This is a genomic window from Lysobacter sp. cf310 (genome assembly GCF_900114355.1).
Classification (GTDB): Bacteria; Pseudomonadota; Gammaproteobacteria; order Xanthomonadales; family Xanthomonadaceae; genus Lysobacter.
The window spans coordinates 723633-748996 of the sequence record NZ_FOSS01000002.1; the positions used below are offsets into that span (position 1 = coordinate 723633).

A 25364-nucleotide genomic window follows, 5' to 3' on the forward strand; every position below is an offset into this window, starting at 1 on the left:
ACGGGCGGGAACGCCCCTCCCTACCGCCTTCGGACGCCCCCTGCCATGACCCCAGCTTCTCTGCACGACGCATCCCTGCGCGACCTCGAGCACCACGACGCCTTCCTGGAACGCCACATCGGCCCCAACGACGCCGAGATCGCGCACATGCTGCGCACGGTCGGCCACGACTCGCTGGAAGCGCTGACCGACGCGATCGTGCCGGCCAAGATCAAGTCGCCCGCGCCGCTGGCGCTGTCGGCGCCGATGACCGAAGTCGAGGCGCTGGCCAAGATCCGCGCCGTCGCCGACAAGAACCAGGTCTTCCGCAGCTTCATCGGCCAGGGCTACTACGGCACGCTGACCCCGAACGTGATCCTGCGCAACATCCTCGAGAACCCGGCCTGGTACACGGCCTACACGCCGTATCAGGCGGAAATCTCGCAGGGCCGCATGGAAGCGCTGATCAACTTCCAGACCATGGTCGCCGACCTGACCGGGATGGAGATCGCCAACGCTTCGCTGCTGGACGAAGGCACCGCCGCGGCCGAGGCGATGACCCTGGCCAAGCGTTCGGCCAAGTCCAAGTCCAACCTGTTCTTCGTCTCCAAGGACGTGCACCCGCAGACCCTGGAAGTGCTGCACACCCGCGCCGAGGCGATGGGCATCGACCTGCAGGTCGGCGACGACGGCGAAGCGCTCAACAGCGACAGCTTCGGCGTGCTGCTGCAATACCCCAACACCCGCGGCCAGATCGGCGACCACAAGGCCCTGGCCGACGCCGTGCACGCGCGCGGCGGCCTGGTCGCGGTCGCGACCGATCTGCTCGCCCTGACCCTGATCGCCGCGCCCGGCGAATGGGGCGCCGACATCGTGGTCGGCAACAGCCAGCGCTTCGGCGTGCCGTTCGGCTTCGGCGGCCCGCACGCGGCCTTCATGGCCTGCCGCGACGCCTACAAGCGCTCGATGCCGGGCCGCCTGATCGGCGTGTCCATCGACGCCGAAGGCAAGCCCGCCTACCGCCTGACCCTGCAGACCCGCGAGCAGCACATCCGCCGCGAGAAGGCCACCTCCAACATCTGCACCGCGCAGGTGCTGCTGGCGGTGATGGCCTCGATGTACGCGGTTTACCACGGCCCCGAAGGCCTGACCCGGATCGCGCGCCGCGTGCACCGCCTGGCCGCGATCCTGGCCGGCGCGCTGCGCCAGGCCGGCCTCACCGTCGGTCCGGATTTCTTCGACACCCTGGACATCGTCGGCGTCGACGCCGCCGCGCTGCACGCCAAGGCCACCGCGGCCGGCATCAACCTCAACTACTCCGGCGATCCGGCCCGCGTCGGCATCAGCCTGGACGAAACCACCACCCGCGCCGAAGTCGCGCAGTTGGCCGCGCTGTTCGGCGCGCGCATCGACGACATCGACGCGCTCGACGCCGCCACCGCCGACGCCCTGCCCGCCGGCCTGCGCCGCAGCAGCGCGTTCCTGCAGCACCCGGTGTTCAACACCCACCACAGCGAACACGAACTGCTGCGCTACATGCGAGCGCTGGCCGACAAGGACCTGGCGATGGATCGCACCATGATCCCGCTGGGCAGCTGCACCATGAAGCTCAACGCCACCGCCGAGATGATTCCGGTGACCTGGCCGGAGTTCGGCAACATCCATCCGCTGGCGCCGGCCGACCAGACCGTGGGCTACAAGCAGCTGATCGACGAGCTCGAAGCGATGCTGGTGGAGTGCACCGGCTACGACGCGGTCAGCCTGCAGCCCAACTCGGGCGCGCAGGGCGAATACGCGGGCCTGCTCGCGATCCGCGCCTATCACCGCTCGCGCAACGAAGGCCATCGCGACATCTGCCTGATCCCGGAATCGGCGCACGGCACCAACCCGGCCTCGGCGCAGATGTGCGGCATGCAGGTCGTGGTCACCAAGTGCGACAGCAACGGCAACGTCGATGTCGAGGACATCCGCCGTGCGGCCGAGAAGTACAGCGACCGCCTGGCCGCGCTGATGATCACCTACCCGTCCACGCACGGCGTGTTCGAAGAGGACGTGGTCGAGATCTGCGAGATCGTCCATGCCCACGGCGGCCAGGTCTACACCGACGGCGCCAACATGAACGCCCTGGTCGGCGTGGCCAAGCCCGGCAAGTGGGGCTCGGACGTGTCGCACCTCAACCTGCACAAGACCTTCTGCATTCCGCACGGCGGCGGCGGCCCGGGCGTGGGCCCCTGCGCGGTCAAATCGCACCTCGCGCCCTTCCTGCCGCGCACCTTGGGCAGCGAAGGCGCGGTCGGCATGGTGTCCGCGGCGAGCTTCGGCTCGGCCTCGATCCTGCCGATCTCGTGGATGTACATCACCATGATGGGCGCGGCCGGCCTGCGCCGCGCGACCCAGGTCGCGCTGCTCAACGCCAACTACATCGCCAAGCGCCTGGCCCCGCACTACGAGACCCTCTACACCGGCCGCAACGGCCTGGTCGCGCACGAGTGCATCCTCGACCTGCGCCCGCTCAAGGACGCCACCGGCATCGGCGCCGAGGACGTGGCCAAGCGTCTGATCGACTTCGGCTTCCACGCCCCGACCCTGAGCTTCCCGGTCGCCGGCACCCTGATGGTCGAGCCGACCGAGAGCGAGTCGCAGCACGAACTGGACCGCTTCATCGACGCCATGATCCAGATCCGCGACGAAATCCGCGCGGTCGAGCAAGGCACGCTGGACCGCGAGGACAACCCGCTCAAGCACGCCCCGCACACCGCCACCGCGGTCTCGGCCAGCGAGTGGACCCACGCCTACCCGCGCGAGCTGGCCGCGTTCCCGCTGCCCAGCCTGAAGCTGCAGAAGTACTGGCCGCCGGTCGCGCGCGTGGACAACGTCTACGGCGACAAGAACGTCATGTGCGCCTGCATCCCGGTGGACGCTTACAAAGAAGAAGCCGAGGCGTAAGCTCCAGTCTGCGGCCGGCCTGCGGGCCGGCCGCGACGCGGCGCCTGCGCCGCGACCCTGGCGAACGGATTCGCGGCTGGATGTCTCGGCGCGAACCGGCCCGAGGCCACACTCGTTCGCTCTCTCATGAAAGTGACACAACAAATACGCACTGTTTGTGCAGTCGCCGCGGTGCGGTCCGTTCCGCCTGGCCTGTCGCCGTCCGCGCAGGGTATGTTCGTCCTTACTCTCCGTCGGAGCCGACCATGAGCGCGCTCGCAACGCCCGCGTCCGACGAGGCCGCGCGCCTGCTGCAGGTCATCGAAACCCAGACCGAGATCGCGCGCCTGGGCCTGGACCTGGGCGGGGTGATGGACCTGGTCACGCGACGCGCGCAGACCCTGACCGGCGCGGTCGGCGCGGTGGTGGAACTGGCCGAAGGCGAGGACATGGTCTACCGCGCCGCCTCCGGCATCGCCGAGCCCAGCCTGGGCCTGCGCCTGCGGCGCGCGGCCAGCCTGTCCGGCGCCTGCGTCGCGGTCGGCGCGCCCTTGAGCTGCGAGGATTCGGAAACCGATCCGCGCGTGGATCGCGAGGCCTGCCGCAACGTCGGCCTGCGCTCGATGATCGTGGTACCGCTCAAGCATCACCAGACCGTGGTCGGCGTGCTCAAGGTGATGGGCGCCGCGCCGTCGGCGTTCGGCAGCGACGACCTGCGCATGCTCGATCTGATGTCGGGCCTGATCGGCGCGGCCATGTACCACGCCGCGCGCTACGAAACCGACGAGCTGTTCCATCAGGCCACCCACGACGCGCTCACCGGCCTGCCCAACCGCGCGCTGTTCTACGACCGCCTGCGTCACTGCATGGCGCAGGCGCAGCGCGACCGGCGCCGCATCGGCATCCTCAATCTCGACATGGACGGCCTCAAGCCGGTCAACGATCGCCTCGGCCATCGCGCCGGCGACGCCGCCCTGGTGGAGTTCGCCGCGCGGGTCAAGCGCAGCGCCCGCAGCGGCGACACCGTGGCGCGCGTCGGCGGCGACGAATTCGGCGTGATCCTGCCGCACATCGAGCACCGCGACGGCGCCGTCGCCCAGGCCCAGCGCCTGGCCGAATCGCTGGATCCGCCATTCGCGTTCGACGACCGCCCCATCCCGCTGCAGGCCAGCATCGGCTGCGCCATCTATCCCGACGACGGCGAGGACCTGGGCGAGCTGCTGCACAAGGCCGACCAGTCCATGTACAGCGCCAAGCGCCGCAAGAAGGGCGAGCCGGGCTGACCCGGGGCAGGCGCCGGGCGGCGCTGCGCGCGCCCGGCGGCGGTGCTAGGCTGCCGCCAAGGCCCCGGGGAAGGCCCCGGCGCCACAGGGGGCGCGCCGCTGCTCGCGGCCGCAGGAAAGGAGCTCCGCCATGCCCGAGTTCGATATCAACGCTTCGGCCGATCAGGTCGCCACTTTGTTCAATCAGGGCCGCGGCGTGGACGCCATGACGCGCCTGGACCACCTGCGCCGCGATCAGCCGCCGGTGGTGCAGGAAGCCCTGGACCGTTACGTCGCCGCGCGCGCCGCCGGCCCGATCACCGCCCTCTACGGCATGACCCTGCTGCCCATGCCCGGCATGAGCGCGGTCACGCCGCCGCGCGAGGACCTGGGCCGATTGCTGGCCGCCGGCCACACCGCGCCGCGCTTTCCCGAGGATCGCGAGACCGCGCGCCTGTCGCAGGCGCAGCAGTACGACGTCTACGCCAGCGTGATCGGCGTGCGCGGCGACCAGGCCGCGCGCGACGCCCTGGGCACGCAGGACCGCGTGATCCTGGGTATGCGCAACGATACCCGCACCACCGCCAACCGCGGCGCCGGCGAGTACGACGACCGCATCGTGGTGGTGTGGAAGGACGCCAAGGGCGGCCGCCACGCGCGCGAGTTCAATCATTCCAACACCGAACCCAGCGCCCAGTACGACCACCACGCCGGCAGCGACGGCACGCGCCTGATCGCCGAAAGCGGCGGCCAGGTGGCGCCGCGCCTGGCGCGCTCGCCCGGCTACGAAAACGTCGACCGCCGCAAGATCGAAGGCGAGGACGTCAACAACGACCGCGTGCGCGACCTCGGCCGCTTGGCCGAAGGCACCACCGAAATGAAGGCCGACACCCATCCGACCTACGGCGCCAACCCGGGCGAGGAATTCGCGCTGCGCCCGACCGCGGCCGCGGTCGCGGCCGGAGCGAACCGGGTGCAGCGCGACAGCAACGCCGACGGCTGGTTCAACGCGCGCGACGTCAACGGCCGCCAGGACTTGAACGACACCTTCAAGATCCATCGCGGCGGCAGCGCCAATACCGATTCGGCCGGCTGCCAGACCATCGGCGGCGGCGAGTACGACGCCTTCATCAGCGCGGCCGGCGGCAATCCGAACCAGACCCGCTGGCAGTACGTGCTGACCTCGGTGGCGCCGCCCCCGCCGCCGCCGCAACGCGCGCAGCCGCAGGGCGGGCGCCGCGCCGACGCGCACGACGACGCGACGCCCGCATTGCACCCGTCCGACCCGCGCCACGCCGACCATCGTCTGCACGGCCAGATCGACGGCCACCTGCGCGCGCTCGGCGGCGAGTACGCGCGCAACGCCGAGGCGATCGGATTGAGCGTGCTCGCCGCGGCCAAGACCCACCGCATCACCCAGGCCGACAGCCTGGTGCCCAACCGGGCCAACGGCGAGGTGCCTGCCGACCAGACTTTGTTCCTGCTCCAGGGCCGCCCCGGCGACCCCGGCGCGCAGCGCGTGGCGATCTCGGTCGAGGCCGCGGCCCATACGCCCGTGCAGGCCAGCCTGGCGCGTCTGGACGAACTCAATCGGGCCGCGCCGCCGCCCTCCGGGCCGGAGCAGGCGCACAGCCAGGACGCCCCGCCGCGGCGTATGGGCTGAAGCCGGCGGCGCCCGGTCCGGCTCCCTGCATCCGGCCCGGCCTGCACGACGTACTCAGCTAAGCGATCGACGCGAGCAGGCAGGGCCACGCCCACACTGCCTCGCGACACGCACCAGTGCTAACCTCGCCCCGAAACGCCTCCGAACGGCACGGGGGCGCCTACACGCGAACCCGCCACGACCCGCGACGCCCGTTCAATCGGAAAAGGAATTCCCCATGCCCGAACTCGATATCAACGCCTCGGCCGACGAAGTCGTCGGCATGCTCAACCGCGGTCAGAACCGCGAAGCCGCCGCCCGCCTGGACGCCCTGCGCCTGAACCAGGACGCGGTGGTGCAGGAGGCATTGGACCGTTACGTCGCCGTGCGCGGCCAGGAGCGTCTGACCGCGCTGCGCGCGCCGGATGCGCTCTCGGCCGAGGATGCGGCCACGCTCAATCCGACCCTGGAGCGCCTGCGCGGCGCGACCGCGGCGCCGCGCTTCCCGACCGACGCCGAAACCCAGAACCTGTCGCAGGCGCAGCAGTACGACGTCTACGCCAGCGTGATCGGCGCGCGCGGCACCCAGGCCGCGCGCGACGCCCTGGGCACGCAGGACCGCGTGATCCTGGGCATGCGCAACGAAAACTCCACCCTCGACAACAACGGACGCGGCGAGTTCAACGACCGCCTGGTCGTGGTCTGGAAAGACGCCGACGGCGGCCGCCACGCGCGCGAGTTCAACCACGCCACCACCGAACCCACCGCGCAGTACGACCATCATGCCGGCAGCGACGGCAACCGCATCTACGCCGATACCCAGCGCCAGGCGCCGCGGTTGGCGACCTCGCCCGGCTACGAGGATGTGCGCACGCGCAAGATCGAGGGCGACGACGTCAACGGCGACAACGTGCGCGACATGGGCCGCCTGGCCGAAGGCACGGTCGAGATGGTGCGCACCGACCACGCCAGCAACGGCCACACCCGCAGCGGCCGCGAGTTCTCGCTGCGCCCCTCCGACGAGGCGGTGCGCAACGGCGCCAACATGGTCGAGCGCGACACCAATGCCGACGGCTGGTTCGACTCGCGCGACGTGAACGGCGTCCAGGATCTCAACAACTCGTTCAAGATCCATCGCGGCAGCAACACCAACACCGACTCCGCCGGTTGCCAGACCATCGGCGGCGGCGAGCACACCGCCTTCATCGACACGGTGCGCGCCAATCCGGACCAGACCCGCTGGCAGTACGTGCTGACTTCGGTCGCGCCGGGCCAGCAGCAGGAGCGCGCGCAGGCGCCCGCCGAGCCCGCCCCGAACGGCCAGGGACGCGCCGCGTCCGATCCGCGCGATCCCGCGCACGCCGACCATCGCCTGTACAACCAGATCGACGGGCACGTGCGCGCGCTGGGCCCGCCTTACGACCGCAACAACGAAGGCGTGAATCTGCATCTGCTGGCCGAGGCCAAGCTCGCCAATCTGTCCGACATCAGCGCCATCGCCACCAACAACGCCACCGCCACGCGCGCCGCCGGCGAGACCTTGTTCATGGTGCAGGGAAGGCCCGGCGATCCGGCGGCCGCGCGCGTGGCGGTGTCGGCGGACGTCGCGACCCATGCCACGCCAGAGGCCAGCCTCAACCGCCTGGACACGATCAATCGCAACCAGCCGGCCGCGCCCACGCCGGCCCTGGAAGATCCGCAACGCACGCAGCAGCAGGAAGCGCCGCGGCGCGCGCACCAGTAACCGTAGAGGAGTTCGCCTGTGCCCCCCAGTTCCAAAATCCTGCTCGCCGCCGCGCTGCTGAGCGCGTGCGCCACCGTCGGCGCCGCCGCGCCGACGAGCAAGGCCGGCAGCACCGGCCTGGCGGGGTTCTCGCCGGTCAGCGGGCCGGTGATCCAGAACGGCCGCTACACCGCAGCCCCGGAGGCCATCGTCGCGTTCGTGGCCGCGCTGCCGACCCGCGACGTGCTGCTGCCCAAGCAGTTGCGCCACCGCCTGATGACCGCGCAGGTCTATCTGCGCAGCGTCCCGGGCACGGGCGACCGCACCGAGTACCTGCTCGCCGACAAGAACGGCGCCCGCTACAGCCTGTGGGTGCGCAGCTTCGAGGGCCGCCGCCGCGGCAGCGCCGGCTATCTCGTGCAGATGCGCATGCCCTGCGCCAGCGTCGCCACGGTGCAGACCGAGTCGACCGAGGATCTGGCGGCGGCGCGACGCGCCTGCGCGCGGCCGCAGGCCGAGTTCGCCGATAGCGGATTGCGCGCTTATCTCGTCACCGCGGGCAAGGCGCCGGTCGATGTCACCGCCAGCTTGCGCGCGCCGGAGCTGAGCCTGGGCCGCGAACGCCTGGACCGTTACCGCGCGCTGGGCGCCAATCCGATCGCCCTGGACGACAGCCGCGCCGCCGTCGCGCCGACCTTGCGCTGGGTGGTGGAAGCCGACCCCGAGCGGCCGCTGCCGGCCAAGGACACGCGCGGCTTTCAGGGCGGCATGAAAGCCCACGCCGGCTTCGTGATCTGGAACGGCGATCGTTTCGAAGTGCGCGACAGCCTGCCGCGCAAGCTGTGGCCCTGCCCGCCCCGCGACGAGGGCTGCCCGGACCCGCAGGACCGTTACGTGCTCGGCAAGTAAGCAGCCGCCCCGCTCCATCGCAGGCGCGTCGAACGGCGCGCCTGCGGCGCCCGACACCCGCAGCGCCCCGTTTCGTCGCCCCACGCCCGCTTTCGTCGCGCGCCGCTGGCCCTGGCGCGGGCCGTCGCTATGCTTGCCAGCAACGACGTAGCCGGGCCGCACCGTGATCAAGAGCTTGTTCTTCCTAGTCCGCATCATCGCCGCCTGGACGGTGTTGTTCTTCATCCTGGCGCTGGCGTGGTCGGCGCTGCCCAGCGTCGACGGCAGTTACGGCGACAACGATCCCTGGCCGGTGTTCCTAATCGGACTGATCGTCGCGGCGTTCGTGATCACCGGCGCGTTCTCGCATCTGCGCCGGGTGCGCCTGATCGCCGGCCACATCGACGGCAGCGCCCTGGCCAATCGCCAGCGCCGCCAGATCGAAGTGCCGTTCGAGGCCGGCGAAACCTTCGACCTGCTCGACGCCGCGATCCGCGAACTGCCGCGCAGCGAAGAGATCGAGAGCGCACGCGACAGCCTGCAGGTGCGCGCCAAGGTGCGTCGCCCCGACACCTACGGGCGCCGACCGCTCGGCCGCTACAACCCGCTCAACTGGTTCGGCGTGCCGCGCAATCAGATCCTCGCCCTGGTCGCCCCGCGCGACGGCAGCGGCAGCGTCACCCTGGTCTGCGAGCCCGAAAGCGGCGCCTGGAGCGACTGGTTCCGCGTCGACGACGGCACCAATCTGGAGAACGCCGAGGCGATCACCCGCGCCATCGCGCGCCGCGTCGCCGAGCGCCGCCGCAACGAGCAGGCCGCGGTCGCCCAGACCGTGACCGAGAAGGAACTCACCGTCGCCAAGCTCAGCCTGTTGCACGCGCAGGTCGAACCGCACTTCCTCTACAACACCCTGGCCAGCGCGCAGTACCTGACCCGCACCGATCCGGCACGCGCCGACGAGATGCTGGGCCATCTGATCCAGTACCTGCGTCACTCGCTGCCGCGCACCGAAGACGCGTTGTCGACCCTGGGCCAGGAGCTCGAGCGCGCGCAGGCCTATCTGGAGATCCTGCGCATCCGCATGGGCCCGCGCCTGGCCGTGCAGATCGAGGTCCCCGACGCGCTGCGCCAGACGCCGCTGCCGCCGATGATGCTGCAGACTCTGGTCGAGAACGCGATCAAGCACGGCCTGGAGCCGCGCAGCGGCGGCGGCATGGTCTGGATCCTCGCGCGCCGCGACGGCAACGCGGTCGCGGTGACCGTGGCCGACGACGGCGAAGGCTTCGGCGCCCAGCCCGGCGGCACCGGCATCGGCCTGAAGAACGTGCGCGAACGCCTGCGCCTGGTCTACGGCGCCGACGCGTCGCTGGCCGTGGTCGCCAACTTCCCCAACGGCGTGGCCGCGACCATCACGGTCCCCGCCGCTTTTGATCGAGACGCACGTCATGGCTAAGGCCGTCATCGCCGAAGACGAAGCGCTGCTGCGCCAGTCGCTGTTGGACCTGCTGGCCCAGGCCTGGCCCGAGCTGGACATCGCCGCCGCCTGCGAGGACGGCGCCGAGGCCTTGGAAGCCATCGCCGAGCACAAGCCGGACGTGGCCTTCCTCGACATCCGCATGCCCGGGCTCAGCGGCCTGGAAGTCGCGGCCGCCGCGGCCGAGGCCAGCCCGCAGACCCGGATCGTGTTCGTGACCGCCTACGACCAGTACGCGGTGGATGCCTTCGAACGCGGCGCGATCGACTACCTGCTCAAGCCGATCGCACCGGAGCGCCTGGCCGCGACCGTGCAGCGCCTGCGCGCTCGCGCGGCCGACAGCGGCGGCGACAACGGCGCGCTCGCCGACCTGCTGCGCCAGCTCGGCGCCCAGCTGCCGCGTCCGGAAGCGCCTCCGCTGACCTGGATCACCGCCAGCGCCGGTCGCGAAACCCGACTGATCCTGGTCGACGACGTCGTCTACTTTCGCGCCGACCACAAATACACCACCGTGGTCACCGCCGAGGGCGAAGCGCTGCTGCGCACGCCCATCCGCGAGCTGCTGGGCGTACTGGATCCGAACGTGTTCAAGCAGATCCACCGTTCGACCATCGTCAACCTGAAAACGATCGCCGCGATCGTGCGCGACGACAGCGGCCGCGGCACGGTACGGCTCAAGCAACGCCCGGAAACGCTGAGCGTGAGCCAGCCGTTCATGGCGCTGTTCCGACACATGTAGTTCCGACCCTGTCGTTCCCAAACGCAGCAAGGCCCATGCGACCCGGTCGCGTGTCGGCGGCGCTCGTCCACTCTTCGAGGTGTCGCATGCGAAATCTGATCGCCCTGGCCTATTTCCTGTTCGCCCTGCTCGGCTGCGAGACCGGCGGCAGCACCCTGGTCACGCGCGCCATCAACAACGGCCACGACACCCTGCACGCGCGCACCCGCGTGCAAGCCGGGATCGGACGCTTCGAATGCATCGCCAGCGACAGCGGCCGCTGCCACTACGCGCTGTTCGCGCGCGAGTGCGCGCCGCGGCAATCGGACTGCCGTCAACCGGCCTTCGAGCGCTTCAGCATGAAGGTCGGCGACAGCCGCGAGATCGTCGGCCTGCCGGCGGCGCTGGACCTGTGCGTCGGTCAGCACGAGCATCCGGCCACGATCGGCCCCGATTGCGAATCCTCGCAGCCCGACACCGCGTTGGCCGCCAGCGTCGAGACGGCGCGATGAGCGCGCAATCGCGGCCCGGGCCGGGCCTGCAGGCCGCGCTCGCCTGCGCGATCGCGGTGCCCTTCGTCTACTACGCCACCCAGTTGATCGCCGCGCCGTTCTTTCCCGATTACAGCTTCTTGCGCCAGGCTGCGAGTACGCTGGGTTCCGACCGCGCGCCGCTGCCGTGGATCTTCAACGGCGGCGCGGTGCTGACCGGCATCGCCACCCTGATCGGCTCGGCCGGTATCGCCGGCGCGCTGCGCCGGCTCGGTCGTCCGCCCTTGGCGATCGCGCTGGTGACCCTGGCCCTGCTCGTCAATGCCGTGGTCTCGATCAAGGCCGCGTACTTCCCGCTGCCGCACCCGCGTCACGGCTCGGGTCCGCTGATGATCGGCATCCTGCTGTTTCCCGCTTTCATGATCCTGGCGCTGTGGTCGCTGGAGCGCAGCCGCGCGATCAAGCGTTACCTGCTCGCGACCAATCTGTGGATCCTCGCCCTGATCCCGTTCATGGCGCACTGGACCGGGTGGGACACGCGCGCCTGCACCGGTCTGCTGCAGCGCCTGGCGACCCTGGCGATCTACCCGCCGATCGCGATCGCGGCCTGGTATCTGGCGCGCCGCCTGCGCGCGCCGCGCGCCTGAGGCGTTCCGCGCGGCCCGACGCGCCGCCCGGCGCGCCCGCCCCTCGAATTCGCAAAGCCGGCACTTGACCCGGGGACCGCGCGGCTGTATATAACCTACAAGTTACATAACTTTACGGTTATATATATGCAGACCCAGCGTCTCGACGCCACTTTCGCCGCCCTGGCCGACCCCACGCGACGGGCGATCCTGGCCCGCCTCGCCAGCGGCGAGGCCACGGTGACCGAACTGGCCGAGCCGTTCGCCATGAGCCAGCCGGCGATCTCCAAGCACCTCAAGGTGCTCGAACACGCCGGCCTCATCACCCGCGGCCGCGATGCGCAGCGCCGCCCCTGCCGGATCGAAGCGCAGCCCTTGGCCGAGGCCAATGTCTGGCTCGAGCACTACCGCCGGATCTGGGAACAGAACTATCGGCGCCTCGATGCGCTGCTCGACGAATTGCAGACCGAGCGGTCGCCCACCTCACGCAAGAAACGCTAAGGAGTTCCGACCATGCACAGCCACAACGCCCTCACCGTCACCGCCCCCGGCGAACGCGAAATCGTGATCACGCGCGCCTTCGACGCGCCGCGCGACCTGGTGTTCGACGCCCTGACCAAACCCGAACTGCTCAAGCGCTGGTTCCACGGCCCCGACGGCTGGACCCTGACCGTCTGCGAGGTCGACCTGCGCGTGGGCGGCGCTTACCGCTACGTCTGGAGCGGGCCGGAAGGCGTGGAGATGGGCATGGGCGGCGTGCACCGCGAGATCGAGCGCGCGCAGCGCATCGTGCGCACCGAGCGCTTCGATATGGACTGGACCGGCGGCGAAACCGTGGGCACCGCGGTGCTGAACGAACGCGACGGCAAGACCACCCTGGTCACCACCGTCGTCTACGCCTCGCGCGAGGCGCGCGACGGCGCGCTCGCCAGCAACATGGAACAGGGCATCGCGGCCGGCTACGACAAGCTCGAGGCGTTCCTGGCCGGCGCGGCCGCGACCGCGTCCTGATCCCACGCGCGGGCGCGCCGCGCCCGCGTCCCCTGCCCCATCCAGCGCGCGCAGCGCGAAGGACACGCCATGAACGCTCCTACCGCCAGTTCCGCCGTTCCCCAGCGACGCATCGGCCGCAGCATCGTCGCCGTGCTGTCGGGCCTGCTTTCGGTGATGCTGCTGTCCACCGCCACCGACGTGATCCTGCACGCCAGCGGCGTGTTCCCCGCCTGGTTCCAGCCGATGAGCAGCGGCCTGTGGCTGCTCGCGCTCGGCTATCGCGCGGTCTACACCGTGCTCGGCGGCTATCTGTGCGCCCGGCTGGCGCCGCAGCGGCCGATGGCGCATGTGTGGGCGCTGGGCCTGATCGGCACGCTGATCGGCATCGCCGGCGTGGTCGCGACCTGGGGCCGCGGGCCCGAATTCGGTCCGGCCTGGTACGCGATCCTGGTCGCGCTCACCGGCCTGCCCAGCTGTTTGATCGGCGGCTGGCTGTACGCGCGCCGGCGCTGAATTCCCTCGCCATCCATCGTCGTCCTTATCGCCGTACGCGCCAGGAGAGCCACCCATGTTCAGGAAGGTCGCGTTCACCATGTACCCGATCCGCGACGTGCCGCGCGCACGCAAGTTCTACGAGGAAATCTTCGGCCTCACGCCGGGCTCCAGCGGCCACCAGGGCGACAATTGGTGGATCGAATACGACCTGCCCGACGGCGGCTGCCTGGCCCTGACCAACTTCGTGCCGGACGCGCCCAGCGCCGCCGCCGGCGGCACCATCGCACTGGAGGTCGAGGACCTCGACGCCCTGATCGCCGACCTCAAGTCCAAGGACGTGGCGTTCAAGAGCGACATCATCCACAGCCCGGTCTGCCGCATGGCGGTGTGCCTGGATTCGGAAGGCAACTCGATCCTGCTGCATCAGCTCAAGCCCAAGGCCTGAGGCGCGCGCCAGGCCGTGGCCGCTTCAAGGCGGCGACGCCGGCGCGCCCGCGCGGCGGGCGATCTCGGCGACGAATTCGTCGAGATCGGCGCTGCCGGCATTGCTCAGGATCACCACGCTGATGCGCGGCTCGATCACGCGCAACAGCTGGCTGCGCGCGCCCATGATCTGACCCGGGCGCTTGGCCACCCAACGCTTGCGGCCGCCGATCTTCATCTCATAGCTCCACAGCCCATAGCCGTAGTCGTCCAGGCCCGGGCGCAGCATGCGCCGCAGCGAATCGGCGCTGAGCAGACGGCCGCCGTACAGCGCGTCGGCGAAGGTCGCCAGGTCCTGCGCGCTGGAATACATCGCGCCGGCCGCGTACCAGTTCTCCGGGTAGGCGGGCAGATCCGGCGTCATCGCGCCCGCGCCGTCGCGGTCGAAGTAGGTATCGGCCAGGCGTTCGACGATGCGGTCCTGGCGCAGCAGCCCGGTGTCGGCCAGGCCCAGCGGCTGCAGGATGCGTTCGCGCAATGCCTGCTCGTAGCTTTGCCCGGTCACGCGCTCGACGATTTTGCCGAGCACGATGTAGTCGCAGTTGTTGTAGTCGAAGACGGCGCCCGGCGCGGCCACCCGCTTGCCCGCGCAGTACCGCGACAACAGCGCATCGCTGCTGTGCGGAAGTTGGTACACGGGCAGTCCGTCGCGGATCGCGGTCTGGGCGTCCTTGACCGTGTCCAGATTGGTCAGACCCGAGGTGTGGTTGAGCAGTTGCCGCAGGCGCACGTCCTGCGCGCCCTCGCCCGCGTAGTCGGGCAGATAGGCGGCGATGCTGCGTTCCAGATCGAGCCGGCCCTGATCGCGCAGCTGCAGGATCAGCACCGCGGTGAAGGTCTTGGTGATCGAGGCGATCTTGTAGCGCGTGCCTGGTGTGTTGGGCACGCGGAACGGCAGATTGGCCAGGCCGAAACTGGCCAGGTACTCGGCCTTGCCGTCGCGCGCGACCAGCACGGTGCCGCTGAAGTCGTGGGCGCGGGCGTAGTCGGCGACGAAGGCGTCGAGGGTGGGCGCGACCGCCTGCGCTTGCGCGGCGCCGGCCGCGGACCATAGCAGGGCCCAGCTCAGAATCCAGGATTTCATGCGCGGCTCCGGTGCGAACGGGCGCCGGGCCGCCGTGCGGCCCGCTCCCAGGCTTGGCGCGAGCGCCAAGGTCGGAGCCGGAGATACCGCCGCGGCGCGCGCGGTTGCAGCGCGCCGCGGATCGCTTAGCCGACGAAACCCACGCGGCCGCGCAGGCGCGCCTGCAGCGGCTCGATATAGGTGCGGCTGGCGCGCACGGGGGTACCGTCGCGCAGGCGCAGCATGGCGTCGCGGTTGGACAGCGGCTGCAGTTCGGCCACGCAGTCCACCCGCACGATGGTGGAGCGATGCACGCGCACGAACTGGGCCGGATCCAGACGCCGCGACAAACGCCCCATCGACTCGCGCAGCAGATAGCCGCGATCGCCCACGTGCAGGGTGGCGTAGTCGCCGTCGGCCTGGATCCACTCGACCTCGGAGGCTTCGACGAAGGCCACGCGCCGGCCCACGCGCACCACGAAACGGGTCAGCCAGCTGCTCTCGTCGTCGTGCTGCGCGCTGGGCGCGGCCAGCATGCCCGGCGGCTGGGTGCCGGCGCGGCGATAGGGATGGGCCTGACGCGCGCGCTCCAGCGCCTCGGCGAAGCGCTCGTCGTCGATCGGCTTGAGCAGGTAGTCGATCGCGTGCAGCTCGAAGGCGCGCACAGCGAAATTCTCGTAGGCGGTCAACAGCACCGCCAGCGGCCGCTGCTCCGGCGACAGCGCGGCCAGCGCTTCCAGACCGGTCATGCCCGGCATCTGCACATCGATGAACACCAGGTCCGGCGCCAACGCGACGATGCCGGCCAGGGCCGAGGGGCCGTCGGCGAATTCGCCCACCACCTGCATGTCCGGATGCGCGGCCAGGCGAGTGATCACGCCGCTGCGCGCCAGGGGTTCGTCGTCGATTACCGCTACTCGCATCATGCTTCAGTCTCCTTGACCACCAGCGCCGCCGGCGCCTCGTTGAACGGCAGCGACATGCGCACTTCGTAACCGCCGTCGGCGCGCGCGCCGGCGGCGAAGCTATGGGCATCCGGGTACAGCGCCTGCAGGCGTTCGGCGATGTTGCGCAGACCGATCGCGCCGGCGCGGCGCGCGTCCTCGCCCGAGGCCGCCGGCGCGGGCGCGCCGTCGTTGCCCACGTGCAGGTGCAAGCGGTCGCCCTCGCGCTCGATACGGATGTCCAGGCGGCCCGGCTCGCTGCGCTGGGCGATGCCGTGGCGGATCGCGTTCTCGACCAGCGGCTGCAGCAGCAGCACCGGCACCCGCGCGCGCAGGGTGTCCGGCCCGATGTTCCATTTCAGGCGCAGGCGCTGGCCCAGGCGCGCGCGCTCGATTTCCAGATAGGTGTCGGTCAGCGCCAGTTCGTCGGCCAGCGCGACCTCGTGGCCCTCGGCGCCGTCCAGGGTCACGCGCAGGAAACCGGCCAGGCGCGTGATCATCTGCTGGGCTTCGCGATTGCGGTCCTCGGCGACCAGGGCCGAGATCGCGTTGAGGGTGTTGAACAGGAAGTGCGGATTGATCTGATAGCGCAGCGCGCGCAGCTCGGCGTCCTGGGCCAGCATCAGCGCCTGGCGGTTGCGCTCGCGCGCGTCCTGCAGGTCGGCGTAATAGGTGATCACCGACTGGATCGCGCAGTAGGCGATCAGCACCAGCCAACAGCCGCCGACGCCGCCGAAGATCAGGGTCCAGTCGGTCGGATCGCGGAATTCCGAGCCCTGGGTGTTGGCGATCCAGTGCGCGGCCAGGTTGCTCAGCACCGACATCAGGTAGGTGATCACCAGCAGCGCGATCACCATGGTCCACTTGGAGATGCCGCGCCGCCAGAACAGGTGCTGGATCGCGGTCAGCGGCGACATCCAGATCAGGTTGGCGAGCAGGAAGGTCGCCCAGTACGCGGTCTCGTGCGGGTCGTCCAGCGACGGCAGCGCGATCAGTACGGTGCACACGCCCAGCAGCAGGCGCGCCAGCAAGGACAGCCACACCCGTCCCGAACCGGGCGGGTCCTGCGCCGGCGTGTCGGCGGATGCCGGGTCGATGCTGGGATCCGGAATCGCGGCGGGGGTGCTCATATCGGGTTCGGCAGGTCGTAATGAAGCGGCAAGCCGATTCTCCAGCGTATGTCGCCTGCGACCAAGCCCGATGTGCCGTTCGTGTGCCGGCGCGCAGGCCGGCGTAGCGGCAGAAAGAGTCGCCTTCCCTGGCAACGCAATAGGCGCTCGAAACGGCGCCGCCGCGCCGTGGACGCGTGACGGAACGGCGATGCCGGTTCGAGCGAGGCTCCATTGGGCCTCAGCGCGGCGCGCGCGGCCAGCGCGCGCAGGCGCTCTTGCGACGAAGCGGTAGGCGCGTGCGGCGGGCCGAAACCGTGTGCGCCGGCTGCTGGCGCCGCCCCGTCTCGGCCCGCGGCGCGACCGCGGCCGGTTGCGTTCAGCCGGCCAGGGCGGCCGCTTCGGTTTCCCGGAACGGCAGCGACAGCCGCACCTCGTAGCCGCCGTCGGCGCGCCCGCCGGCAGCGAAGGAATGCGCCTGCGGGTACAGCGCGCGCAGGCGTTCGAGGATGTTGCGCAGCCCCAGCGGGGCGACGCTGCGGCCGGACTGGAACGGCCGGGTGTCGCCCGCACCGTCGTTGCCCACATGCAGGTGCAGGCGGTCGCCGTCGCGCTCGATCCGGATCTCGAGACGGCCCGGCTCGGCGCGCGGCGCGATGCCATGGCGAATCGCGTTCTCCACCAGCGGCTGCAGCAGCAGCGCCGGCACGCGCGCGCGCAACGTGTCCGGGCCGACGCTCCAGCGCAGGCGCAGACGCGCGCCCAGGCGCGCGCGCTCGATTTCCAGATAGGTCTCGGTGAGCGCCAGTTCCTCGGCCAGCAGCACCTCGTGGCGGTCGCCGCTCTCCAGGGTGGCGCGCAAGAACTCGGCCAGGCGCGCGATCATCTGGCGCGCGTCGCCGCTGCGGTCCTCGGCCACCAGGCTGGAGATCGCGTTGAGCGTGTTGAACAGGAAATGCGGATGCAACTGATAGCGCAGCGCGCGCAACTCGGCCTCGCGGGTCAAGGCCAGCGCCTGGCGGTTGCGCGCCTTGGCCTCCTGCAGTTCGGCGTAGTAGGCCGTGCTCGCATGCACGACGCAGAAGGCGATCATCACCAGCCAGCAGATATCGAAGCCGGTGAGCAGCAGGCTCCAGTCCAGCGGATAGTCCTGCGGCCAGCCGCGCGTGCGCGAAATCACCGCGCAAATCAGGTTGTTGGTCACCGACATCAGGTAGGTGATGACCAGCAGCGCCAGCGCCATCACCCACTTGGCCGTGCCGCGACGGCGCATCGCGTCCTGAATCGCGGTCAACGGCCACATCCACATCAGGTTGGCGAGCAGGAACACGCTCCAGAAGAACACCGCGACCTCGCGTCCGAACACCGGCAAGGCCATCAGCAGGGTGCACGCGATCAAGGGCAGACCGACCAGCACCGGCAGCCAATACGGCGACATCGGCGTGGCCTGCAGCGCGCTGCCGATCGACTTCGACGGCGCCGTCGGATCGCGCAGCTCGTCGCCCACAGACGCCGTACGGTCCATGCGCGTTCGGCTAGCCGCCCGCGTCGCGCGCGAGCGCGCGGCACTGCTCGGCGGTGGCATCGTCGACCGGGAAGCAGCACTCGATGTGCAGCTCGTCGATGGTCACGTCGCGCGGCGTGCCGAAGGTGGTGATGGTGGAGAAGAACCGCAGCAGGTGTTCGTCGCGGCGCAGCACGGTGGTCAGCAGCGGCGTGGGCGTCGCGCCGAGGTCGCGATGGCGCCAGCGCGCGGGCACGCCCGGATAGGCCAGCACCTCGTCCAGCAAGGCGCGCGCGGCGGCATCGCCAGGCGCGGCCGCGACCTCGTCGTGCAGGTGACGGATCAGATCGCCGGCGACCTCCTCCCAATTCGCCACCGCCGGGCGCAGGTCCTGAGGGTCGAAGAACTGCCGGATCATGTTGGCGTGCGCGCTGGGCTTGCCGCGCATCACATAGGCGTTCACGCGCATCGCCGCGGCATTGGCCATCAGCACGTCCCAGCGCCGGTTGAGCACGAAGGCCGGGTACGGTTCCTGCTGGGCCAGAATGAACTCGATCGCGCGCCGCACCTGCGACAGTTCGGGCGTGTTGAGCGCGGTCTCCGGGTACTTGGGCGCGTAGCCGGCCGCGACCAGCAGCGCATTGCGCTCGCGCAGCGGCATTTCCAGCGCATCGGCCAGGCGCGCGATCACCTCGCGGCTGGCCTGGGCCTTGCCGGTCTCCACGCAGCTCAGGTGACGCGCCGACAGCCCCGCGTCCAGGGCCAGATCGAGCTGACTCAGACGCCTTGCCGCGCGCCATTCGCGCAGCAGAGCGCCGACCTGGGTCGGTGCGGCGGACGAGGTGGCGCGTGCGACGGCTGTGTCCATCGCACCCATCTTACGACGCCCGGTAGCCAAAACCATGACCTGCCAGGTCATGGAAGCATGACCTGCGACGACATTGAGGGCATGACCTCAAACGCCAATCATTTGCGCCAACGAAGGACGGTCCTTCGACGGAGCTACCCCATGAACCGCAGGCGCTTTCTCGCTCTCTCCACCGGCGCACTCGCTGCCGGCGCCCTCGCCACCACTGTCGGCCTGGCCGCCGCCCCGGCCGCCACCGGCCCCTTGAACGCGGCCGCGTTCAAGGCCGCGCGCCGCTATGCGCGTACCCGCTTCGGCCGCATCGCCTACGTCGAACGCGGTCGCGGCGCGGCCGCGCTGTTCCTGCACGGTTTCCCGCTCAACAGCTTCCAATGGCGCGGCGCGATCGAACGCCTGGCGCCCTATCGCCGCTGCGTGGCGCCGGACTTCATGGGCCTGGGCCATACCGAGGTGGCCGAGGGCCAGAGCGTGGCCCCGGATGCCCAGGTCGAAATGCTGCTGGCGCTGATGGACCGCCTGTCGATCGAGCGTGCCGACCTGATCGCCAGCGACAGCGGCGGCGCGGTCGCGCAGTTGCTGCTGGCGCGCCATCCCGAACGCGTGCGCTCGCTGCTGCTGACCAACTGCGACACCGAGATCGAATGCCCGCCCGCGGCCATGCTGCCGGTGATCGCGCTGTCGCGCGAAGGCAAGTTCGTCGACCAGTGGCTGGCGCCCTGGCATGCCGACCACGCCCTGGCGCGTTCGCCGGACGGCATCGGCGGCATGTGCTACCTGGATCCGTCCCACCCCAGCGACGAGGCCATCGACAGCTACTTCTCGCCCTTGGTGGCCTCGGCGCAGAGCAAGGCGCGCGTGCACGCCTACGCGGTCGCGCTGGACCACAACGTGCTCGAAGGCGTGGGCGCGGCGCTCAAGCGCAGCACCGCGCCGGTGCGGGTGGTCTGGGGCATGGGCGACACGATCTTTTCGCCGGCCGGCGCCGAGCATCTGGAACGCAGCTTCGGCCGCTATCAGGGCACCCGCCGCCTGGAGGGCAGCAAGCTGTTCTGGCCGGAAGAACGCCCCGACGTGATCGCCGAGGAAGCGCTGCGCCTGTGGGACGCGGCCTGAGCCTGCGTGCGCGGCGTCCCGGCCAGGCCGAGGCGCCGCGCCTCAGGCGACTTCCTGCCAGCGGTACCAGCGCCGGTGCGCGAGCGCCAGCAGGTCCAGGTCCTCGCGCGTGTCGCCGTAGGCATAGATCTGCGCGTAGCGCGACAGGTCATAGCGTTCGCTGACGCGACGGGGTTTCTCCGGGCCCACGCATTGGGCGCCGCGATAGTCGCCGGTCAGCACGCCGTCCTCGACTTCCAGCGACGAGCAAATCCAGTCCAGGCCATGGCGCTCGCACCAATGGCGCAGATACAGATCGAAGGCACCGGACACCACCACCACGGTGTCGCCCTGCTCGCGGTGCCAGGCGATGCGCTCCCATGCTTCGGGCCGGATCGCGCCGGGCAGCACTTCGTCGGCGAAGCGACGCCCGGCCTGTTCGGCCTGCGCGGCGTCCAAGCCGCGGAAGCCGAACCGCGCCACCCGCGCGCGGATCGTGCTGCCCGACACCAGGCCGAGCTTGTAGCCCAGCACCATCGGCGCGAACAGCCAGCGCCCTCGGCGCAGCCGTTGCGGCGGCACCGCGCGCGCGACGAAATCGGCGAACAGTTCGCGGTCGCTGATGGTGCCGTCGAAATCGAAGAGCGCCAGATTCATGCCGGCTGCGGTTCGCCTGGGTGGAGGGAACCGCAGCATAACGGGGCTCGCCCCGGCGGGCGACGAGGCCCGATCGGCTCAGGCCAGATTGGTGAAGCGGTCCACCGCCCACTGGCCGTTGTTGTAGTAGGTCCAACTGGTCCAGGTGGTGGCGCCGCCGACGCCCGGCTTGAACGTCAACGAGGCCACGGTCTTGAACTTGTTGAAGTCCAGCGGCGTCGGATAGTCCTTGCCGCCCTTGGTCACGTCGACGTAGTTGTCGGCGGTCTCGCGGGTCGCGTTGTACGGGCCGCAGACTTTGCCGGATTTCAGGGTGAAGGTTACTGCGCCGAGTACGGGCATGTGGCTACCTCTCGCGGTTGGCTCCGCCTGCGGAGCGGGAACGGCGGCCTGCGCGGCGCACCGGCGGGGTCGGCCGGTCCGGCCTGGGTCCCCATCCCTAGAAACGCCGCGAGCGCGCGCACGTGAACGCGCCCGCCGCCCCGCCCTAAGATGGCCGGAATTATTTTTCGCCGGCATGTAGAGCAGCCGCCCCCTGCTCCGACTACTCCATGCCAGCGCCCATTCCGGGCGCCGCCCACCCAGGAACCTAGCCATGAAGTACATGTTGATGATGACCTTCCCGAACGCCGACTGGAACGTGTCGCGGATGGAGCTGTGGCCCGAGCAGGACGTGAACGCGCACATGGACTACCTGCGCCGCATGAACCACGACCTGGTCGAATCGGGCGAATTCGTCCAGGTTCAAGGCCTGACCGGCCCCGAGGCGGCGATCCTGGTGCACGCGCGCGCCGACGGCAGCCCGGCGGTCACCGACGGGCCGTTCCCGGAATCCAAGGAATTCCTCGCCGGCTATCTGATCGTCGATGTCGACAGCGCCCAGCGCGCCTACGAGATCGCCGCGCGCTGGTCGGCCGGGCCCGGTCCCGGCGGCGCGGCATTGAACCTGCCGGTCGAAGTGCGCCGGGTCATGGATCATTCGGCGTGCGAGGCCTCGTAAGCCCCGCGCCGCGCGCCGAACACCTGCTGCGCAGCCTCGCGCCGCAGGTGTTGGGCGCGGTGGTGCGCCGCTACGGCGATTTCGCCGCGTCCGAGGACGCGGTGCAGGAAGCGCTGCTGGCCGCGGCGCTGCAATGGCCGCAACAGGGCGTGCCCGAGCATCCGCGCGCCTGGCTGATCCAGGTCGCGGCGCGGCGCATGACCGATCACATCCGCAGCGAACTCGCGCGCCGCCGGCGCGAAGCCGAAGCGCTGCGGCTGACGCCGGAGGACGAATGGCTGGCGCCCGCGCCCGACGCATCCGACGTCGGCCAGGACGATGCGCTGATTCTCTTATTCATGTGCTGTCATCCCGCGCTGACGCCGCCGTCGGCGATCGCCCTGACCTTGCGCGCAGTCGGCGGCCTGAGCACGGCCGAGATCGCGAATGCGTTCCTGGTGCCGGAGGCGACCATGGCCCAGCGCATCAGCCGGGCCAAGCAGCGCATCCGCGACTCCGGCGTGCCCTTCGAGATTCCCGATCCGCACGAGCGCGGCGAGCGCCTGGCTTCGGTGTTGCACGTGCTGTACCTGATCTTCAACGAAGGCTACGTCAGCAGCGCCGGCGAGCGCCTGCAGCGCGAGGATCTGGCCCAGGAAGCGATCCGGCTCGCGCGCGAGGTCCAGCGCGGCCTGCCGCAGGACGGCGAAGCGGCCGGTCTGCTCGCGCTGATGCTGCTCACCGACGCGCGCCGCGAGGCCCGCAGCGGGCCCGACGGCGAACTGATACCGCTGGAAGCGCAGGACCGCGCGCGCTGGGACCGGCGCGCGATCGCCGAGGGCGTGGCGCTGATCAGCCGCACGCTGGCGCGCGGCGCGGTCGGCCCTTATCAACTGCAGGCCGCGATCGCGGCCGTGCACGACGAAGCGCAGCGCTACGAGGACACCGACTGGGCCCAGATTCTGGCCTTGTACGGCCTGCTGCTGCGGATGTCGGACAACCCCATGGTCGCGCTCAACCACGCCATCGCGGCGGCCATGGTCCACGGCCCCGCGCACGGGCTGGCGCGCCTGCGCGAGCTCGACGCCGATCCACGCCTGAGCGGTCACTACCGTCTGGACGCGGTGCGCGCGCATCTGCACGAGCGCGCCGGCGAGCGCGAGGCCGCGATCGCCTGCTACCGCGGCGCGGCCATGCGCACCGCCAGCATTCCGGAGCGCGACTACTTGCGCCGCCAGGCGGCCCGCTTGTCCGAGCAAGCCTAGACGCGCTCAGCCGCGGCGCGCGCGATGCCAGGCGTATAGCGCTTCGGGCAGGCGTCCATCCAGATCGAGCCCCAAGGCCGGATAGGCATCCAACGCGTCCAGCACCTGAGTACGCAAGCCTGCCAGCGCCGGCGTCTGCAATTGCTCGGGGTCGCCGCCCAGCGCGTCCAGCACGCTCGCGCCCCAGGCATAGAGCGCGTCGGAATGCGCGAGCAGCGCCTGCGCCAGCCAGTCGCGCAAGGGCGCATGCAGGCGATAGCCGCGCCCGCCCAGCGCATCGGCCTGCGCGCGCAGCAAGGCGTAGGCGCCGCGGTACCACTCGGTGTGGCCGGCGGCCTCGCGCCGGATCAGCAGCGGCGCCGGCGCCTGGTGTTCGCGCAGGGCATGCCGCAGGGTGAGTTCGAGGTCGCGCGCGTCGCGCACGGTTTCGGTTTCGACCAGGAACGCGCGCTCCAGATCGAAGGTTTCGTAGTAGCGCGTCTGCAGCTCGCCCAGGCGGCGCAGCGGGCTGCGCGAAAAGCCCAGCTTGAGCAGGTCCTCGTAGGCGCAGGGCAGCACATACAGATAACAGCGCCCCTCGCTGGCGCTGTGGGTGACATCGGGATCGCCGCTGGACAGGAACGCCATCGCCACAGCCTAAATCCTCAAACGCGCATCCGCTGCGACGCGTCGCCTATTGACCTCAACTTCGCTTGAGGTCGCAGACTGCGCGCCACACGGCCATTGCGGCCGCCGCCACGCATCGAGGATCGCGCATGTCCCAGTCCGTCGCCCCTACCCCGGTCTACCGTCTAGATCATTTCGTCGTGCCCGCCGCGGCGATGCCGGCCTTCACCGAACGCCTGCGCCTCACCCAGCGGACCCTGGACGCCATGCCGGGCTGCAAGCAGAACCTCGTACTGAGCCGGACCGGCCCCAGCGGCGAGTACGACGTCGCCACCCTGGTCGAATGGGAAAACGCCGAAGCGGTGGCCGCAGCCAAGGCCGCGATGCAGCGGCACTACACCGAAACCGGCTTCGACCCCGCCCAGTTCATGCGCGAGCTCGGCATCCGCGCCGACATGGCCTCCTACGTGCCGACGCCATTCGCCGCGGCTTGAACGCGCTCAGGCGATCGCGCGCGTCAGCAGGTCCTGCATCGCCGCGCGTATCGCCTGGGCGTCGGCACCGGCGTCGATCTCCAAGGCCGCGCGATCGAACGCGGCCGACAGCAGGCGCGCATAGGCGTCGATCTCGGACGGCGCGCGCGCCATCGCCGCGGCCAGCCCCTCGCGCAGCGTGCGCGCGGCGTGGGCGTCGTCCAGCGCGGTCAGTTCGGCCAGGCCCAGCACCGCCGGGCCGTCGATCAACAGCAATCGGGTCCGGCCGGGTACCGCCATCGCGGCGAGGTAGGCCTGGCTGCCGGCCAGCAGGGCCGCGCGCGGATCGGCGAGCGCGGGCGCCGCGGCCTCGATGTCGGCCGCCACCGCCCCGGCCTCGCGCGTCAGCACGTGACGGAACAGATCGCGCTTGTCGGCGTAGTGGTGATAGAGCGCGCCGCGGGTGATGCCGGCGGCCGCGCAGATGTCCGGGGTCGAGGTGTCGGCATAGCCCCGCTCCACGAACAGGCCGCGCGCGGCCTCAAGCAGGGCCAGGCGGGTGGCATCGGTGCGTTCGCGGTTGCTGCGGTGGGCGCTCATTGAAATACATTCAGCCTGTATGTTAATTTGGCAATTGCATACAGCCTGTATGTTATTCCCCAGGAGCCGACCGTGAAAGTGACCAGCTACTACCCCGTGCTCATGACCGCCGACGTCGCCGCCACCGCCGACTTCTACCGCCGGCACTTCGGCTTCGTCGCGCTGTTCAGCGCCGACTGGTATGTGCATCTGCAGTTGGATGGCGACCCTGCGGTCAATCTGGCCGTGCTCGACGGCGGCCACGAGACCATCCCCGAACTCGCACGCGGCCGCGCTTGCGGCCTGCTGCTGAACTTCGAGGTCGAGGACGTCGACGCCGTGCACGATCGTCTGCGGGCCGCTGGCCTGCCCATCCTGCGCTCGCTGCGCGACGAGGATTTCGGCCAGCGCCACTTCATCACCGCCGACCCCAACGGCGTGCTGATCGACGTGATCAAGCCGATCCCGCCGAGCGCGGACTACGCCCAGCAGTACGAGGCCGGCGCGCTGCCGACCTGAGCGCGCA

The 25364-nt window shown here is 70.4% G+C and carries 27 protein-coding genes; 18 read left to right on the top strand and 9 right to left on the bottom strand.

Annotated elements, in window-relative coordinates:
* Positions 1-45 precede the first annotated feature (45 nt).
* From gcvP to BMZ45_RS10000, 13 genes are all read left to right on the top strand, one after another.
* Positions 46-2925: an aminomethyl-transferring glycine dehydrogenase gene (gene gcvP / locus BMZ45_RS09945; RefSeq protein WP_091635706.1), complete on the top strand. Its 2880-nt coding sequence runs from the start codon at positions 46-48 to the stop codon at positions 2923-2925.
* 245 nt (positions 2926-3170) lie between these two features.
* Positions 3171-4187 carry a sensor domain-containing diguanylate cyclase gene (locus BMZ45_RS09950; protein WP_091635709.1) on the top strand — a complete coding sequence of 339 codons (1017 nt, stop codon included), beginning with the start codon at positions 3171-3173 and terminating at the stop codon, positions 4185-4187.
* Positions 4188-4317: 130 nt separating this feature from the next.
* The gene (locus BMZ45_RS21650) at positions 4318-5829 is read left to right on the top strand and encodes an XVIPCD domain-containing protein (protein ID WP_175489024.1); all 1512 of its coding nucleotides are present in this window, start codon (positions 4318-4320) and stop codon (positions 5827-5829) included.
* Between the two features lie 217 nt (positions 5830-6046).
* Positions 6047-7552 carry an XVIPCD domain-containing protein gene (locus BMZ45_RS09960; RefSeq protein ID WP_091635711.1) on the top strand — a complete coding sequence of 502 codons (1506 nt, stop codon included), beginning with the start codon at positions 6047-6049 and terminating at the stop codon, positions 7550-7552.
* Positions 7553-7570: 18 nt separating this feature from the next.
* Positions 7571-8440, top strand: coding sequence for a hypothetical protein (locus BMZ45_RS09965; RefSeq protein ID WP_091635714.1), 870 nt, complete (start codon positions 7571-7573; stop codon positions 8438-8440).
* 163 nt (positions 8441-8603) lie between these two features.
* Positions 8604-9872, top strand: coding sequence for a histidine kinase (locus tag BMZ45_RS09970; protein ID WP_091635716.1), 1269 nt, complete (start codon positions 8604-8606; stop codon positions 9870-9872).
* Positions 9865-10632, top strand: coding sequence for a LytR/AlgR family response regulator transcription factor (locus BMZ45_RS09975; protein ID WP_091635719.1), 768 nt, complete (start codon positions 9865-9867; stop codon positions 10630-10632). The genes BMZ45_RS09970 and BMZ45_RS09975 overlap by 8 nt, the downstream gene beginning before the upstream one ends.
* Before the next feature lie 86 nt (positions 10633-10718).
* Positions 10719-11123 carry a hypothetical protein gene (locus BMZ45_RS21655; RefSeq protein ID WP_175489025.1) on the top strand — a complete coding sequence of 135 codons (405 nt, stop codon included), beginning with the start codon at positions 10719-10721 and terminating at the stop codon, positions 11121-11123.
* Positions 11120-11749, top strand: a complete 630-nt coding sequence (locus BMZ45_RS09980) for a DUF998 domain-containing protein (RefSeq protein WP_175489026.1) — start codon at positions 11120-11122, stop codon at positions 11747-11749. Before BMZ45_RS21655 ends, BMZ45_RS09980 begins: the two co-directional genes overlap by 4 nt.
* A gap of 126 nt (positions 11750-11875) precedes the next feature.
* Positions 11876-12229 carry an ArsR/SmtB family transcription factor gene (locus tag BMZ45_RS09985; protein ID WP_091635724.1) on the top strand — a complete coding sequence of 118 codons (354 nt, stop codon included), beginning with the start codon at positions 11876-11878 and terminating at the stop codon, positions 12227-12229.
* Between the two features lie 12 nt (positions 12230-12241).
* Positions 12242-12739 (top strand): SRPBCC family protein, encoded by a 498-nt coding sequence (locus BMZ45_RS09990; protein ID WP_091635727.1) that lies wholly within the window; start codon positions 12242-12244, stop codon positions 12737-12739.
* Between the two features lie 69 nt (positions 12740-12808).
* The gene (locus BMZ45_RS09995) at positions 12809-13234 is read left to right on the top strand and encodes a hypothetical protein (protein WP_091635729.1); all 426 of its coding nucleotides are present in this window, start codon (positions 12809-12811) and stop codon (positions 13232-13234) included.
* 55 nt (positions 13235-13289) lie between these two features.
* On the top strand, positions 13290-13661 hold the full coding sequence (locus tag BMZ45_RS10000) for a VOC family protein (protein WP_091635732.1): 372 nt from the start codon (positions 13290-13292) through the stop codon (positions 13659-13661).
* A 24-nt stretch (positions 13662-13685) separates the two neighbouring features.
* On the opposite strand, the gene BMZ45_RS10005 is transcribed toward BMZ45_RS10000, so the two are convergent.
* From BMZ45_RS10005 to BMZ45_RS10025, 5 genes are all read right to left on the bottom strand, one after another.
* On the bottom strand, positions 13686-14783 hold the full coding sequence (locus BMZ45_RS10005; RefSeq protein ID WP_091635735.1) for a serine hydrolase domain-containing protein: 1098 nt from the start codon (positions 14781-14783) through the stop codon (positions 13686-13688).
* Positions 14784-14908: 125 nt separating this feature from the next.
* The gene (locus BMZ45_RS10010; RefSeq protein WP_091635738.1) at positions 14909-15688 is read right to left on the bottom strand and encodes a LytR/AlgR family response regulator transcription factor; all 780 of its coding nucleotides are present in this window, start codon (positions 15686-15688) and stop codon (positions 14909-14911) included.
* Complete coding sequence (locus BMZ45_RS10015; RefSeq protein ID WP_091635741.1) at positions 15685-16836, bottom strand: sensor histidine kinase; 1152 nt, start codon at positions 16834-16836, stop codon at positions 15685-15687. The genes BMZ45_RS10010 and BMZ45_RS10015 overlap by 4 nt, the downstream gene beginning before the upstream one ends.
* Positions 16837-17194: 358 nt before the next feature.
* The gene (locus BMZ45_RS10020; RefSeq protein ID WP_175489027.1) at positions 17195-18340 is read right to left on the bottom strand and encodes a sensor histidine kinase; all 1146 of its coding nucleotides are present in this window, start codon (positions 18338-18340) and stop codon (positions 17195-17197) included.
* A 10-nt stretch (positions 18341-18350) separates the two neighbouring features.
* On the bottom strand, positions 18351-19187 hold the full coding sequence (locus tag BMZ45_RS10025; protein ID WP_217643180.1) for a helix-turn-helix domain-containing protein: 837 nt from the start codon (positions 19185-19187) through the stop codon (positions 18351-18353).
* 141 nt (positions 19188-19328) lie between these two features.
* Between BMZ45_RS10025 and BMZ45_RS10030 the strand changes: the two genes are divergently transcribed.
* The gene (locus tag BMZ45_RS10030) at positions 19329-20300 is read left to right on the top strand and encodes an alpha/beta fold hydrolase (protein ID WP_091635749.1); all 972 of its coding nucleotides are present in this window, start codon (positions 19329-19331) and stop codon (positions 20298-20300) included.
* A 42-nt stretch (positions 20301-20342) separates the two neighbouring features.
* Here the strand turns inward: BMZ45_RS10030 and BMZ45_RS10035 are convergent, their stop codons facing one another.
* Together BMZ45_RS10035 and BMZ45_RS10040 are read right to left on the bottom strand one after the other, a co-directional pair.
* On the bottom strand, positions 20343-20936 hold the full coding sequence (locus BMZ45_RS10035; protein ID WP_091635752.1) for an HAD family hydrolase: 594 nt from the start codon (positions 20934-20936) through the stop codon (positions 20343-20345).
* 78 nt (positions 20937-21014) lie between these two features.
* The gene (locus BMZ45_RS10040; protein ID WP_091635754.1) at positions 21015-21278 is read right to left on the bottom strand and encodes a hypothetical protein; all 264 of its coding nucleotides are present in this window, start codon (positions 21276-21278) and stop codon (positions 21015-21017) included.
* A 253-nt stretch (positions 21279-21531) separates the two neighbouring features.
* Here BMZ45_RS10040 and BMZ45_RS21830 point away from each other — a divergent pair, with 253 nt between their 5' ends.
* Both BMZ45_RS21830 and BMZ45_RS10050 read left to right on the top strand, forming a co-directional pair.
* Positions 21532-21936: a YciI family protein gene (locus BMZ45_RS21830; protein WP_091635757.1), complete on the top strand. Its 405-nt coding sequence runs from the start codon at positions 21532-21534 to the stop codon at positions 21934-21936.
* Positions 21921-23180 carry an RNA polymerase sigma factor gene (locus BMZ45_RS10050; protein WP_091635759.1) on the top strand — a complete coding sequence of 420 codons (1260 nt, stop codon included), beginning with the start codon at positions 21921-21923 and terminating at the stop codon, positions 23178-23180. The genes BMZ45_RS21830 and BMZ45_RS10050 overlap by 16 nt, the downstream gene beginning before the upstream one ends.
* A 6-nt stretch (positions 23181-23186) precedes the next feature.
* On the opposite strand, the gene BMZ45_RS10055 is transcribed toward BMZ45_RS10050, so the two are convergent.
* Entirely contained in the window at positions 23187-23807 is a 621-nt protein-coding gene (locus BMZ45_RS10055; protein ID WP_091635762.1) for a GIY-YIG nuclease family protein, read from the bottom strand.
* A gap of 128 nt (positions 23808-23935) precedes the next feature.
* Between BMZ45_RS10055 and BMZ45_RS10060 the strand changes: the two genes are divergently transcribed.
* Positions 23936-24280 carry a hypothetical protein gene (locus BMZ45_RS10060; protein ID WP_091635764.1) on the top strand — a complete coding sequence of 115 codons (345 nt, stop codon included), beginning with the start codon at positions 23936-23938 and terminating at the stop codon, positions 24278-24280.
* Positions 24281-24286: 6 nt separating this feature from the next.
* Here the strand turns inward: BMZ45_RS10060 and BMZ45_RS10065 are convergent, their stop codons facing one another.
* On the bottom strand, positions 24287-24859 hold the full coding sequence (locus BMZ45_RS10065) for a TetR/AcrR family transcriptional regulator (RefSeq protein ID WP_091635768.1): 573 nt from the start codon (positions 24857-24859) through the stop codon (positions 24287-24289).
* Between the two features lie 72 nt (positions 24860-24931).
* Here BMZ45_RS10065 and BMZ45_RS10070 point away from each other — a divergent pair, with 72 nt between their 5' ends.
* Positions 24932-25357, top strand: a complete 426-nt coding sequence (locus tag BMZ45_RS10070; protein ID WP_091635771.1) for a VOC family protein — start codon at positions 24932-24934, stop codon at positions 25355-25357.
* The last annotated feature ends 7 nt before the right edge of the window (positions 25358-25364 follow it).

Coding starts and splice junctions, on each gene's coding strand:
- BMZ45_RS09960 (WP_091635711.1), top strand. CDS start 6,047: ATGCCCGAACTCGATATCAACGCCTCGGCCGACGAAGTCGTCGGCATG.
- BMZ45_RS10000 (WP_091635732.1), top strand. CDS start 13,290: ATGTTCAGGAAGGTCGCGTTCACCATGTACCCGATCCGCGACGTGCCG.
- BMZ45_RS21650 (WP_175489024.1), top strand. CDS start 4,318: ATGCCCGAGTTCGATATCAACGCTTCGGCCGATCAGGTCGCCACTTTG.
- BMZ45_RS10005 (WP_091635735.1), bottom strand. CDS start 14,783: ATGAAATCCTGGATTCTGAGCTGGGCCCTGCTATGGTCCGCGGCCGGC.
- BMZ45_RS10015 (WP_091635741.1), bottom strand. CDS start 16,836: ATGAGCACCCCCGCCGCGATTCCGGATCCCAGCATCGACCCGGCATCC.
- BMZ45_RS10065 (WP_091635768.1), bottom strand. CDS start 24,859: ATGAGCGCCCACCGCAGCAACCGCGAACGCACCGATGCCACCCGCCTG.
- BMZ45_RS10025 (WP_217643180.1), bottom strand. CDS start 19,187: ATGGACACAGCCGTCGCACGCGCCACCTCGTCCGCCGCACCGACCCAG.
- BMZ45_RS10030 (WP_091635749.1), top strand. CDS start 19,329: ATGAACCGCAGGCGCTTTCTCGCTCTCTCCACCGGCGCACTCGCTGCC.
- BMZ45_RS10020 (WP_175489027.1), bottom strand. CDS start 18,340: ATGGACCGTACGGCGTCTGTGGGCGACGAGCTGCGCGATCCGACGGCG.
- BMZ45_RS09975 (WP_091635719.1), top strand. CDS start 9,865: ATGGCTAAGGCCGTCATCGCCGAAGACGAAGCGCTGCTGCGCCAGTCG.
- BMZ45_RS10060 (WP_091635764.1), top strand. CDS start 23,936: ATGTCCCAGTCCGTCGCCCCTACCCCGGTCTACCGTCTAGATCATTTC.
- BMZ45_RS10040 (WP_091635754.1), bottom strand. CDS start 21,278: ATGCCCGTACTCGGCGCAGTAACCTTCACCCTGAAATCCGGCAAAGTC.
- gcvP (WP_091635706.1), top strand. CDS start 46: ATGACCCCAGCTTCTCTGCACGACGCATCCCTGCGCGACCTCGAGCAC.
- BMZ45_RS09950 (WP_091635709.1), top strand. CDS start 3,171: ATGAGCGCGCTCGCAACGCCCGCGTCCGACGAGGCCGCGCGCCTGCTG.
- BMZ45_RS09995 (WP_091635729.1), top strand. CDS start 12,809: ATGAACGCTCCTACCGCCAGTTCCGCCGTTCCCCAGCGACGCATCGGC.
- BMZ45_RS09985 (WP_091635724.1), top strand. CDS start 11,876: ATGCAGACCCAGCGTCTCGACGCCACTTTCGCCGCCCTGGCCGACCCC.
- BMZ45_RS10055 (WP_091635762.1), bottom strand. CDS start 23,807: ATGGCGTTCCTGTCCAGCGGCGATCCCGATGTCACCCACAGCGCCAGC.
- BMZ45_RS21830 (WP_091635757.1), top strand. CDS start 21,532: ATGAAGTACATGTTGATGATGACCTTCCCGAACGCCGACTGGAACGTG.
- BMZ45_RS10010 (WP_091635738.1), bottom strand. CDS start 15,688: ATGATGCGAGTAGCGGTAATCGACGACGAACCCCTGGCGCGCAGCGGC.
- BMZ45_RS21655 (WP_175489025.1), top strand. CDS start 10,719: ATGCGAAATCTGATCGCCCTGGCCTATTTCCTGTTCGCCCTGCTCGGC.
- BMZ45_RS09980 (WP_175489026.1), top strand. CDS start 11,120: ATGAGCGCGCAATCGCGGCCCGGGCCGGGCCTGCAGGCCGCGCTCGCC.
- BMZ45_RS10035 (WP_091635752.1), bottom strand. CDS start 20,936: ATGAATCTGGCGCTCTTCGATTTCGACGGCACCATCAGCGACCGCGAA.
- BMZ45_RS09990 (WP_091635727.1), top strand. CDS start 12,242: ATGCACAGCCACAACGCCCTCACCGTCACCGCCCCCGGCGAACGCGAA.